Raw genomic sequence first — 13,301 nt, forward strand, 5'->3', positions numbered from 1 at the left:
AAGGGTTGCCAATAACGGCAGCCCTTTTTAATTTCCTATGATGACAAAAATATTTCCATACTATTTAGTACTATTTCTTTTTGTACTATCATGCAAAAAAGGCGATTCGCCTGCTCCGGTAGATCCACCGGTTACACCAACATCATTTTCATTTTCCGATTTAAAAGTAAACGGAACTTTTACAGGTTTTACCTATTATGGCTTAAACAACATCCCTGTTGTTAAAATCACATTTTCGTCTGCCATAAATTTATCTTCCGTAAATGGAAACATTACCCTTGCAGATGCAGGGGGAACAACAGTAGCATATACTTCAACCTTAGAGAATAACGATAATACGATTGTAATAACGCCTACCGCAGCATTGCAATCCATTACAAAATATACATTAACTGCTGGTACAGGTTTAGTTTCTAAAACCGGCACAAAATTACAAAGTGCAGTAACGGTTAACTTAATTACCGCTGTAGATGATATCGATAAATTCGCCCGAATCAGTGATGATGAACTGTTGACTTTAGTGCAAAAGCAAACATTTAAATATTTTTGGGATTTTGGTCATCCAACAAGTGGTTTAGCTCGCGAGAGAAATACTTCAGGCAATACCGTAACATCTGGCGGTTCGGGCTTTGGGATAATGGCCTTAGTTACGGGTATTAGTCGCAGTTTTATAAGCCGGGCCGACGGTTTAGCAAGAATGCAAAAGATTGTAGCCTTTTTAAAAACAGCAGATCGTTTTCATGGTGCTTACCCACACTGGTTAGATGGAAATACTGGAAAAGTAATCCCATTTAGCACTAAAGATAATGGTGGCGATTTAGTAGAAACATCTTATTTAATGGCTGGCTTAATTACCGCCAGACAATATTTTAACGGCGCTGATGCTTCTGAAGCAAACTTACGAGCTGATATAAACGCAATTTATAATGGCGTAGAATGGAGTTGGTATCGTAAAGATAATAGCAGCACACTTTACTGGCATTGGAGCCCAAATTACAATTGGGATATGAATTTACCTGTTAAAGGCTGGAACGAATGTTTGGTTACTTATGTTATGGCAGCTGCCTCTCCTACTTACTCCATATCTAAAACAGTTTACGATTCGGGTTGGGCACAAAACGGAGCAATGAAAAATGGAAATACTTACTACGGTGTTCAACTCCCATTAGGACCAGCCAATGGCGGTCCATTATTCTTTTCTCATTACTCATTTATGGGAATTAACCCTAAAGGCTTAACCGATGCCTATGCCAATTATGAAACGCAAACTAAAGCCCATACGCTTATAAATTACAATTATTGCAAAGCAAATCCATCGGGCTTTTATGGTTATGGTGAAAACTGTTGGGGTTTAACTGCAAGCGATATTAAAAATGGATATACTGCAAGCGCTCCGGGTAATGATGTTGGTGTTATTGCACCGACAGCTGCGTTATCGTCTTTCCCATACACGCCTACAGAATCGATGCAGGCTTTAAAATATTTTTACTACAAACTGGGGAACAAAACCTGGGGCGACTATGGTTTTTATGATGCCTTTTCTTTGCAAGATCAGTGGTTTGCATCATCAACACTTGCTATAGACCAAGGCCCCATAATTGTAATGATAGAAAACTATCGCTCTAACCTAATTTGGAATCTTTTTATGAGTGCACCTGAAGTTAAAGCAAGCATGCGAAATTTAGGCTTTAGTAGTCCGAATCTTTAAAATCTACACAATCAATGAAATATACATTCCGAATCCTTCTCGTTATTTTAATCACCTCAGGCTATCAATGCAGCACTGAAGCACAAACATTTGAACAAATTCAATCTGCGCCTGCCATAAAAAAGGGTTTATCAGATGATGCATTGCTTGATGTGGTGCAAAAACAAACTTTTCAATACTTTTGGGATGGTGCCGAACCAAATTCTGGTGCTGGTCGCGAACGCTACCATGCCGATAATATTTATCCAGAAAACGATAAAAGTACTGTTGCCACCGGAGCTACTGGTTTTGGATTGATGGCAATATTGAGTGGAATTGACAGAGGTTATGTAACTAAACAACAAGGTTTGGATCGTCTGAATAAAATCTTAAGCTTCCTTGAAAAAGCAGACCGTTTTCATGGCGCATGGCCACATTGGATACATGGCGAAACCGGTAAAGTTAGGCCTTTTGGCAAGAAGGATAACGGTGGCGATTTAGTTGAAACTTCTTTCGTTGCGCAAGCGCTAATTTGCATTAAAGAATATTATAAAAACGGAACCGAAGCAGAAAAATCATTATCAAATAAAGCCGATGAACTTTTTAAAGGAATTGATTTTAGCTGGTATAGAAATGGTGGTAAAAATGTGCTTTATTGGCATTGGTCGCCAGACTATGCCTGGGAAATGAATTTCCCCGTAAAAGGATATAACGAATGCCTTATTATGTATGTTATGGCAGCATCTTCTCCTACTCATACCATCCCTGCAGAAGTTTACCATGAAGGATGGGCTAGAAATGGTGACATCAAAACCAATTTTAAAGTTTATGGCCATCCATTTACTTTAGATTATCAAGGGCAGAAAAATAGCGTCGGACCATTATTTTGGGCACATTACTCCTATCTAGGTTTAAACCCAAAAGGATTGAAAGACAGATATGCAGACTATTGGGAAAATAATAAAAACCACACTTTAGCCATTCATGATTATTGCGTTGCAAACCCAAAAGGCTTTAAAGGTTACGGAACAAATAATTGGGGCTTAACAGCAAGCTATTCAGTAAAAGGTTATGCAGCACACAATCCACAAGAAGATTTTGGTGTAATCTCTCCTACCGCAGCCATTTCTTCAATTCCTTACACACCAAAAGAATCTATAAAAGTTATCAGGCATTTATATGAAGATTTAGGTGACAAAGTTTGGGGTAAATATGGTTTTTATGATGCTTTTTCTGAAACTGACAATTGGTACCCTAAAAGATATTTAGGTATAGACCAGGGCCCAATGGTGGTTATGATTGAAAATTACAGATCTGGGTTGCTATGGAAATTATTTATGCAGAATCAGGAAGTGAAAAACGGGTTAAAAAAATTAGGTTTTGAAAGCCCCGCATTAAATAAGTAAATAATACTTTTAAATTTAGGTTAGCCACAGTTTTAGATTAACATATAAAACGATTAATATATCCTTTTCAAATATAAATTGAAATGACTAAAATCTATAACCAAGATGATTACTCTCTTCAAGATGAAACCTATCAGATAATTGGAATTGCAATGGAGGTGCACAGAATACTTGGAAAAGGATTATTAGAAGTCGTGTATAAAGATGCTGTTGAATATGAATTGATTACAAGGGGAATACACTATAAAGAGAAAAATAGTATGCAATCAATTATAAAGGAACAATTTTACCACATCGATTTTATGCTGATTTTTTAATCTATGATGAGATTATTGTTGAGATAAAATAAAAGGAAGGAATAATTGAGAAACACTATGCACAGGTGATTAATTATTTAGGTATAGCAAATTTAGAAATGGGATTGATCATTAATTCAACGAGAAATCTTTACAATACAAGAGAATTATAAATAAATAATCTGTTAATCTGTGGCAGAAAATTAAAGAATCTGAAGCAAATAATGAAAAAAACCATACTTACAATTTTCTTGTTCATCTCATCTCTGGCAGTTTTTGCTCAGAAACAAAAAACTTATTGTAATCCGATTAACATCGATTATGGTTATACTCCTTTCGAATCTTTTACCGAATGGGGTAAACATCGTGCAACTGCAGATCCGGTAATCGTAAACTACAAAGGAGATTTTTATCTTTTCAGCACCAACCAATGGGGTTACTGGCACAGCCCCGATATGCTAAATTGGAAATTCGAAGAACGTAAATTTCTTCGCCCGTGGAACAAAACTAAAGATGAACTTTGTGCGCCTGCTGTCGGTATTCTTGGTGATACCATGGTTGTTTTCGGAAGTACCTACACCAAAAATTTCACTTTATGGATGAGTACGAATCCGAAAGCCAACGAATGGAAACCTTTAGTAGATTCTTTAGAAATTGGAGGCTGGGATCCAGCTTTTTTTACTGATGATGATGGACGATTTTACATGTACAACGGCAGTAGCAACAACTACCCTGTATATGGTGTAGAGTTAGATAGAAAAACTTTTAAGCCCAAAGGTACCAGAATGCCAATGTATATTTTAGAATCATGGCGTTACGGTTGGCAACGTTTCGGCGAAAATATGGATAATACCTTTCTCGATCCTTTTATTGAGGGCGCCTGGATGACAAAGCACAATGGAAAATATTACTTTCAATATGGTGCTCCAGGAACAGAATTTAGCGGCTATGCCGATGGTGTTGTAGTAGGTAGCAAACCACTTTTTTACGATACTCAATTTACTCCACAATCCGATCCATTAAGCTTCAAAGCTGGAGGATTTTCCAGGGGTGCAGGTCATGGTGCAACATTTGAAGATAACAGCAAAAATTATTGGCATGTTTCTACAAGTATCATTTGTGTAAAAAATACCTGGGAAAGACGAATAGGAATCTGGCCGACAGGTTTTGATAAAGACGATGTAATGTGGACAAACACTGCATTTGGCGACTATCCTTTGTATTTACCAGCTGAACGAAAAGAAGGTGGTCCTGCTGGTCCGGGTTGGATGTTGATTAACTATAAAAAACCGGTAACGGTGTCATCAACACTTGGTTCTTTTAATGCAAATAACGCGGTCGATGAAAGTATAAAAACTTATTGGAGTGCGAAAACTTCTAACGGTAACGAATGGATTCAAACTGATTTGGGAAGCCTTGCTACCGTAAACGCAATCCAAATAAATTATGCCGACCAAGACGCAGAATTTTTAGGGAAGCAAACTAATATTTACCATCAGTATAAAATTTTATCCTCAACAGATGGAAAAAAATGGACAACCCTTGTAGATAAAAGCAAAAATAAAACTGATGTTCCGCATGATTACATTGAGTTGGAAAAACCTGTAAAAACAAGGTTCATCAAAATGGTTAACATCCACATGCCAACAGGCAAGTTTGCCATTAGCGGTTTACGGGTTTTTGGTAATGGCAACGGAGCAAAACCAGATTCGGTTAAAAATTTAATTGTTTTAAGAACAGAAAAAGATAAACGTAGCGCTTACATTAAATGGCAGCCGGTTGATAATGCCTTTGCTTATAATTTATACTATGGCACAGCTCCTGATAAACTTTACAATTGCATAATGATTCATGATTTAAACGAATATTGGTTTAAAGCTATGGATTTAAAGAAAACATATTACTTCTCTATTGAAGCCATAAATGAGAATGGTATCTCTAAAAAAACTGCTATTAAAACAGTTGAATAATTATTAAAAGAATAAAACACACAGAATATAATGAGAAAAGCGAACATCCTATTTAGTATCATGCTTATGCTGGCGATTAATGCATCAGCTCAAACCAAGAAGCCAATTCCCGCTGAAGAAGCAAAAATGAATACCTTCATCAACAATCTAATGTCGAAGATGACGGTTGATGAAAAAATTGGTCAGCTGAATTTACCTAGCTCTGGCGATATCACAACCGGACAAGCAAACAGCAGCGATATTGGAAAAAAAATAAGAAACGGTGAAGTTGGTGGACTTTTTAATATAAAAGGTGTAGAAAAAATAGCTGCAGTACAAAAGGTAGCTGTTGAAGAAAGTAGAATGAAAATCCCTTTACTTTTTGGAATGGATGTAATTCATGGTTACAATACTGTTTTTCCTATTCCTTTAGGTATGAGTGCCACCTGGGATATGTATGCGGTAGAAAAATCTGCAAGAATTGCAGCGATTGAAGCAAGTGCAAGTGGAATCAACTGGACATTTTCTCCTATGGTTGATATCTCTCGTGACCCACGTTGGGGCCGTATTTCTGAAGGAAACGGTGAAGATGCATTTTTGGGTTCTGCAATTGCAAAAGCAATGGTAAAAGGCTATCAAGGCGATTTAAAATCAAATAATCAGATTTTAGCTTGTGTAAAACATTACGCTTTATATGGAGCTGCAGAAGGTGGTCGTGATTATAACACGACAGATATGAGCAAAGTGAGGATGTACAATGAGTACTTACCGCCTTACAAAGCAGCTGTAGAAGCTGGTGCAGCAAGCATCATGGCATCTTTCAATGAAGTTGATGGTATACCTGCAACCGGAAGCAAATGGCTTATGACAGAGGTTTTGCGTAATCAATGGGGTTTTAAAGGTTTCGTAGTAACAGATTATACCGGAATTCCTGAAATGATTGCACACGGCATGGGCGATTTACAAACAGTTTCGGCTTTGGCTTTAAATGCTGGTGTAGATATGGACATGGTTGGCGAAGGATTTTTGGGAACATTGAAAAAATCATTAGCTGAGAAAAAAGTTAGCATTGAACAAATTAACAGAGCATGTAGATTAATTCTTCAAGCAAAATATAAATTAGGTTTATTTGAAAACCCATACAAATTTTGCGATGTAAAAAGAGCAGAAACTGAAGTTTTCACACCTCAAAACCGCCAGGCCTCAAGAGAAATTGCTGCAGAAAGCTTTGTGCTATTGAAAAATGAGAATAACCTTTTGCCATTAAAAAAATCAGGAACAATTGGCTTAATTGGCCCTTTGGTAGATAATACGGCAAATATGTATGGCACCTGGAGTGTTGCTGCGTTATTTGATAAATCGGTTACCGTATTACAAGGAATGAAAAATGCCTTGGGTGAAAATGCAAAAATATTGACCGCCCGAGGTTCAAATTTCCTGGCAGATTCTACTATGGAAAATCGCTATGTAAATATTCACAATAAAACATACATCCGCGATTCAAGGACAGAAGATGAACTGATTAAAGAAGCAGTAAATGTTGCCAAAAAATCGGATGTTGTGGTTGCTGTAGTGGGTGAAGGTTCGGAATTTACAGGCGAAAGCAGTAGCGTAACGGATATTCAAATGCCTGAAACGCAAAAGAAATTAATTAAAGAATTAATGAAAACTGGTAAGCCTGTGGTATTGGTTCTGTTTACCGGTCGCCCATTAGCCTTAAACTGGGAAAACGAAAATGTACCGGCAATTTTAAATGTTTGGTTCCCTGGAAGTGAAGCTGGAAATGCCATCGCCGATGTACTTTTTGGAGATGTAAATCCATCTGGAAAATTGAGTGCAACTTTTCCTCAAAATGTTGGTCAGGTTCCTATCTATTACGCACACAAAAATACTGGTCGCCCTTTAGCAGAAGGTAAATGGTTTGAGAAGTTTCGTTCCAATTATTTAGATGTAAGCAATGAACCACTTTACCCATTTGGTTATGGTTTAAGCTATACAACATTTGGTTATGGAGATATCAAGTTAAGCTCAAATACACTAACAAAGGGCAAAAGTATTACAGCAACTATTGCGGTTACTAATAATGGCAAAGTTGATGGCAAAGAAGTTGTACAACTTTATATAAGAGATTTGGTTGGAAGCATTACTCGCCCGGTAAAAGAATTAAAAGGTTTTCAAAAGATATATTTTAAAGCCGGAGAAACTAAAAATGTAACTTTTTCTATCTCAGAACAAGATTTAAAGTTCTACAATTCAGATTTAAAATTTATTGCTGAGCCTGGAGATTTTAAAGTATTTATCGGTTCTAATTCGAGGGATGTAAAAGAAGCATCATTCTCCTTAAAATAAAATTATATTGGTTGGTTAAACCCCAGTCTATTGCATAATAGCTGGGGTTTTTTAATTTTGTTAAATGAAGAAAATATTTCTAACCATCTTCTTGATGACTTTTATAATCGTTTTAAAAGCACAAGATTTTAATCAATATGCTTCTGGAAATTATATTAAAGGCAAAGATTCCATCTACTATCGCATACTTTTCCCAGATAATTTCAATCCATCACAAAAATATCCGGTAGTGTTTTTCTTACATGGTAGTGGTGAACGTGGTAGCAATAATGAAAGTCAATTGGTTCATGGAGGCAAATTGTTCTTGAAGGATGACGTGAGAAAGAAGTTTCCGGCGATAATAATTTTTCCACAATGCCCAGCGAACGATTATTGGGCAAATGTAAATATTATACCCAAAAACCAAGGAAAGCGAAGTTTTAGTTTTATCGAAGGCGGCAAACCTACCAAAGCAATGCATGCTTTAAAAAACATGGTTAAAGATTTTCTAAAAAAACCCTTCGTAAATAAAGAGCAAATATATGTTGGTGGCTTATCGATGGGTGGAATGGGGACTTTTGAGTTGCTAAGAAGGCAGAGAAAAACTTTTGCCGCAGCAATTACCATTTGCGGAGGTGATAATACAAACAACATTGAGAAGTATAAAAAAATACCGCTTTGGATTTTTCACGGAGGTAAGGATGATGTTGTAGATCCTGCATTTTCAATTGCAATATCAGAACGATTAAAAACGGTAGGTGATGAAGTTAAATTTACGCTTTACCCAAATGCAAACCATAACAGCTGGGATAGTGCTTTTGCTGAACCAGATTTGCTACCTTGGTTATTTGGACACAAGAAAAATTAGGTTTTTTGATAACTAATATCGGCGGCTGTAGAAATAAAATTTCTATTCTAAATAAAAAACCCTGAAAGTTAATGTCTTTCAGGGTTTCAAAAATTTATAAGATTAGCTTACTCTGCCATATTGTGGTAAACTGCCTGCACATCATCGTCTTCTTCCAGCTTATCAATTAATTTCAAAACATCTAAAGCCTGTTCTTCAGTAACCTCATGATGTGAAAGCGCAATACGCTCTAATTTAGAACTCTTTAACTCAATACCTTTTTCCTCTAAAGCCTTTTGTAAAGAACCAAAATTTTCGAAAGCACCTTGAGCTACCGCAACATCGTTTCCTTCTTCATCTGCTTCTACGTATAATTCTTCTAAACCTGCATCGATTAATTCAAATTCTAATTCCTCTAAATCCAATCCTTCTGCAGGCAGAAAACGAAAAATAGATTTACGATTAAAAACGAAATCTAATGAACCTGTTTTACCTAAAGAACCATCAGTTTTATTAAAATAACTACGAACATTCGCTACCGTACGGTTTGTATTATCTGTTGCTGTTTCAATTAAAACGGCGACACCATGAGGGGCATAACCTTCATAAACAATTTCTTCATAACCAGCCATAGATTTATCAGAAGCACGTTTTATTGCAGCTTCAACTCTATCCTTAGGCATATTTACAGCTTTAGCATTTTGCATTGCTGTACGTAAACGTGAGTTAGTTTCTGGATTAGGACCCGAATCTTTCACAGCCATCACAATATCTTTACCAATACGGGTAAATTGTACGGCCATTTTAGACCAACGTTTAAATTTTCTTTCTTTTCTAAATTCGAATGCTCTTCCCATTTTTAGTATCAAGTAGTTAGTTTCGAGTGCTTAGTATTTAGTATTAGTATCATGATTAAAACCTATACACACACCTTTCAACCAATTTTTTTATATTTTTAATTTGTTCTTTCAGCTTTAGTCTTTTAGCTCTAGCCTTTATTCTTTTAGCTTTAGCCTTTCAGCTTTAATCTTTTAGCTCTTCTTTAAATTAATTAACATATCCGCTGTAAGCTTTGCTAAATCAAATTCTGGGTTCCAACCCCAATCCTTATTAGCAAAACTATCATCAATAGAACGTGGCCAGCTATCTGCAATTTGCTGGCGGGGGTCTTTATCGCTGTAAGTTAATTTAAATTCAGGAATATGTTTCTTAATTTCAGCAGCTAAAATTTCAGGAGTAAAACTTACACCACCAAAATTATAGCTGCTACGAACCGAAATCTGGTTTGCCGGTGCATCCATTAGCTCAATTGTACCGCGAATGGCATCATCCATGTACATCATCGGAAGTTCAGAACCAGCATTCAAAAAACTTTGATAACTTCCCTTCTTTAATGCTTCATGAAAAATATGAATCGCATAATCTGTTGTTCCACCTCCAGGTGCCGCTTTCCAGCTAATTAATCCTGGGTAACGAATGCTTCTAACATCTAAACCATATTTTTGGTGGTAATATTCGCACCAACGTTCACCCGCCAATTTGCTAATTCCATAAACCGTATTTGGGTCCATGGTGCAATATTGTGGAGTATTATATTTAGGAGAATTTGGACCAAAAACAGCAATTGAGCTTGGCCAGTAAACTTTTGCAGTTTTATATTCCAGCGCTAAATCCAGAACATTGAGCAAACCATTCATGTTTAAGTCCCAGGCAAGTTTGGGATTTTGCTCTCCCGTAGCAGATAATAAGGCTGCGAGGAGATAAACCTGGGTAGGTTTATACTTCTTAAAAATGCCATTAATCATTTCCTTATCAAGCACATTAACAAACTCGAACGGTGCAGAATTTTTTATGTCATAATCCGGCCTGCGGATATCACAAGCCACAACATGATCATCACCATATATTGTACGCAACATGTTAACCAACTCTGTACCAATTTGCCCATTTGAACCTAAAACAACTATATTTTCGTGCATATTTTTTTTAAGAATTTAGCAAAGGTAAAAAAATGAAATAAAAGGCATATAAAATTTTTAAACTAAGTAGTGACTTTTAGTTTCATTATTCGAAAGATTAAATCTGGTAGTATTTAGAGCCGCTAACAATTAAGAGTGATATAAATTAATCATTATATTTACATGTAATTCCGATATAATAAGAGTTATTTTTCAGCAATATTATTCTGTGTTTTACTATTGTAGCAGCTATAATATTTATTAAAAATTAATGTACATTTTACACGAAGCTGTTTTCATCAAAAAATAGCCTCTAAACATCATTAATCCATTATAAAAAATATTATTTAGAACAATTCTATTCAGTAACAATCCCATTGCAGGCCATTTATTTAACTAGATTTTAACTGAATTTATCCCATATTTTTTTTAATATTACCAACCAGTATATAAATAACCAATATATAAATACACAAACACGATGCACAGAAGAGAAGCACTAAGAAACGTCGCATTCTTGTTGGGAGGAGCCATATCAGCAACTACAATGGGCGTTTTATTCGAAAGTTTTACGCTCCCCGAAAATGAAAAAAACTTCGTATCATTTTCACTTGAAGATGAAAAGATTTTAGCAGAATTTGCAGACATTATTGTACCTACAACAAAATCATCAGCCGGAGCCAAAGCAGCAGGCTTAGGTAAATTTATTCCGATGATGATGAAAGACTGTTATCCGGCAACCATGCAAACTTCTTTTGCTAACGGTTTCAAAGAACTTCAGGCAAAATCAATGGCCGATTTTAAGAAAAACTATTTAGCATTAACAACTGCTGAAAAAACCAAATTAATGGTTGATTTAAGAGCAATGGCTATTGCTCAAAAAGCAAGTAAATCTGAAGACAATAAAGATTTGGTTTACTTCTTTACCACTGCTAGAGATTTAACTTTATTAGGCTATTACTCTTCAGAAATTGGCTGCACCAAGGCTCGTGAATACGTTCTTATTCCTGGTAGATATGATGGAAGCGCTCCATTAAAACCAGGTCAAAAATCTTGGGCAACTGGTTAATTTCTATCTATAACAACAAAACATCATGAATTTAAATACAAATTTAAAAGCAGAAAATACTTACGATGCTATTGTAATAGGATCGGGGATTAGTGGCGGCTGGGCTGCAAAAGAGCTTACAGAAAAAGGCTTGAAAGTATTAATGCTCGAAAGAGGAATGAACATTGAGCACATAACAGGCTATGAAACTGCGATGAAAAATCCATGGGATTTTAAGCATGCAGGTAAATTAACCGAAGAGCAAAAACGTACTCACCCAGTTCAAAAAAGAGATTATCCGTATAGCGAAGCCAATGAAAAATGGTGGGTAAACGATTTGGAATGCCCATATACCGAAGATAAGCGTTTCGATTGGTATCGTGGCTTTCATGTTGGTGGTAAATCATTAATGTGGGGTCGCCAAAGTTACCGTTTAAGCGATCATAACTTTGAAGATAATGCAAAAGACGGTCATGGAAACGATTGGCCGGTTCGTTATGCTGAACTTTCTCCATGGTATGATTATGCAGAGCGATTTGCGGGAATTAGTGGTTCTAAAGAAAACTGGTCAACTTGCCCTGATGGTGAATTTTTACCTCCAATGGATCTTAACATTGTAGAAAAATCGGTAAAAGCCCGTATAGAAGAGCATTACAAAAGAGAACGTATCATGATGATAGGTCGTGTTGCCAATTTAACTGTACCTCATAAAGGTCGCGGTAATTGCCAATACCGTAACTTATGTAGCCGTGGCTGTCCGTTTGGAGCATATTTCAGTACACAATCTTCAACGCTTCCTGCTGCAATGGCAACAAAGCGCTTAACAGTAAGACCATACTCTATCGTAAATCATATTATTTACGATAAAGACACCAAAAAAGCAAAAGGTGTAATGGTAATTGATGCGGAAACAAACAAAACAATGGAATTTTATGCGAAAATTGTTTTCGTAAATGGTTCAACTTTAGGTTCAACATTTATTTTGTTAAACTCAACTTCTGATGCACATCCAAATGGTTTAGGAAATTCCAGCGGACAATTAGGCCATAACCTAATGGATCACCATTTCCGTTGCGGAGCATCTGGTGAGGCCGAAGGTTTTGATGATAAATACACTTATGGCCGACGTGCAAACGGTATTTATGTACCTAGATATCAAAACGTTGGTAACGATAAACGCGATTATTTACGTGGCTTCGGTTATCAAGGTGGTGCAAGTAGAGTAAACTGGCAAGATGATGTAGCCGAATTATCATTTGGTTCTGGTTTAAAAGAAAAAATGACTAAACCAGGTAAATGGAGTATGGGCTTAGGTGGTTTCGGTGAAATGTTACCATACTATGAAAACAAAGTTTACATCGATAAAACTAAGAAAGATAAATGGGGACAACCTGTTTTGGCTATTGATTGCGAATACAAGGAAAACGAGAAAAAAATGCGTGTTGATATGATGAATGATGCTGCAGAAATGTTAGAAAAAGCAGGCATGAAAAACATCAGAACTTACGATAATGGTTGCTTTCCAGGTATGGCTATCCATGAAATGGGAACTGCAAGAATGGGTAACGACCCAAAAACTTCGGTACTTAATAAATGGAACCAAATGCACGAAGTAAGCAATGTATTTGTAACGGATGGTGCATGTATGCCATCAATTGCATGTCAAAATCCATCGTTAACCTTTATGGCTTTAACAGCACGTGCTGCTGATTATGCAGTAAAAGAATTAAAGAAAAATAACATCTAATAAAAAGTTAAATGCGAAAGGTTTAAGGTTTTTGG

At 36.3% G+C, this 13,301-nt stretch carries 11 protein-coding genes; 9 read left to right on the plus strand and 2 right to left on the minus strand.

What is annotated here, in order from left to right; all coding sequences use genetic code 11:
- Positions 1–37: 37 nt before the first annotated feature.
- From IEV50_RS13955 to IEV50_RS13980, 7 genes are all read left to right on the plus strand, one after another.
- Positions 38–1,708 (plus strand): glucoamylase family protein, encoded by a 1,671-nt coding sequence (locus IEV50_RS13955; RefSeq protein ID WP_229746740.1) that lies wholly within the window; start codon positions 38–40, stop codon positions 1,706–1,708.
- Positions 1,709–1,722: 14 nt separating this feature from the next.
- Positions 1,723–3,093 (plus strand): glucoamylase family protein, encoded by a 1,371-nt coding sequence (locus IEV50_RS13960; protein WP_188415384.1) that lies wholly within the window; start codon positions 1,723–1,725, stop codon positions 3,091–3,093.
- An 83-nt stretch (positions 3,094–3,176) separates the two neighbouring features.
- Entirely contained in the window at positions 3,177–3,410 is a 234-nt protein-coding gene (locus IEV50_RS19770) for a GxxExxY protein (protein WP_262890412.1), read from the plus strand.
- Between the two features lie 44 nt (positions 3,411–3,454).
- Positions 3,455–3,562, plus strand: a complete 108-nt coding sequence (locus tag IEV50_RS20010; protein ID WP_503826697.1) for a GxxExxY protein — start codon at positions 3,455–3,457, stop codon at positions 3,560–3,562.
- 51 nt (positions 3,563–3,613) lie between these two features.
- Positions 3,614–5,359, plus strand: a complete 1,746-nt coding sequence (locus IEV50_RS13970; protein ID WP_188415385.1) for a discoidin domain-containing protein — start codon at positions 3,614–3,616, stop codon at positions 5,357–5,359.
- Positions 5,360–5,389: 30 nt separating this feature from the next.
- Positions 5,390–7,687, plus strand: a complete 2,298-nt coding sequence (bglX, locus tag IEV50_RS13975; RefSeq protein ID WP_188415386.1) for a beta-glucosidase BglX — start codon at positions 5,390–5,392, stop codon at positions 7,685–7,687.
- 64 nt (positions 7,688–7,751) lie between these two features.
- Positions 7,752–8,534 carry a carboxylesterase family protein gene (locus IEV50_RS13980; RefSeq protein ID WP_188415387.1) on the plus strand — a complete coding sequence of 261 codons (783 nt, stop codon included), beginning with the start codon at positions 7,752–7,754 and terminating at the stop codon, positions 8,532–8,534.
- Positions 8,535–8,641: 107 nt separating this feature from the next.
- Here the strand turns inward: IEV50_RS13980 and IEV50_RS13985 are convergent, their stop codons facing one another.
- Together IEV50_RS13985 and IEV50_RS13990 are read right to left on the minus strand one after the other, a co-directional pair.
- Complete coding sequence (locus IEV50_RS13985) at positions 8,642–9,370, minus strand: YebC/PmpR family DNA-binding transcriptional regulator (RefSeq protein WP_188415388.1); 729 nt, start codon at positions 9,368–9,370, stop codon at positions 8,642–8,644.
- 174 nt (positions 9,371–9,544) lie between these two features.
- Positions 9,545–10,492 (minus strand): NAD-dependent epimerase/dehydratase family protein, encoded by a 948-nt coding sequence (locus tag IEV50_RS13990; RefSeq protein WP_188415390.1) that lies wholly within the window; start codon positions 10,490–10,492, stop codon positions 9,545–9,547.
- A 460-nt stretch (positions 10,493–10,952) separates the two neighbouring features.
- Here IEV50_RS13990 and IEV50_RS13995 point away from each other — a divergent pair, with 460 nt between their 5' ends.
- Together IEV50_RS13995 and IEV50_RS14000 are read left to right on the plus strand one after the other, a co-directional pair.
- Positions 10,953–11,540, plus strand: coding sequence for a gluconate 2-dehydrogenase subunit 3 family protein (locus IEV50_RS13995; RefSeq protein WP_188415392.1), 588 nt, complete (start codon positions 10,953–10,955; stop codon positions 11,538–11,540).
- Positions 11,541–11,565: 25 nt separating this feature from the next.
- Positions 11,566–13,266 carry a GMC oxidoreductase gene (locus IEV50_RS14000; protein WP_188415394.1) on the plus strand — a complete coding sequence of 567 codons (1,701 nt, stop codon included), beginning with the start codon at positions 11,566–11,568 and terminating at the stop codon, positions 13,264–13,266.
- The last annotated feature ends 35 nt before the right edge of the window (positions 13,267–13,301 follow it).

Source organism: Pedobacter mendelii, assembly GCF_014635725.1.
In the GTDB taxonomy this organism is placed as follows: Bacteria; Bacteroidota; Bacteroidia; order Sphingobacteriales; family Sphingobacteriaceae; genus Pedobacter; species Pedobacter mendelii.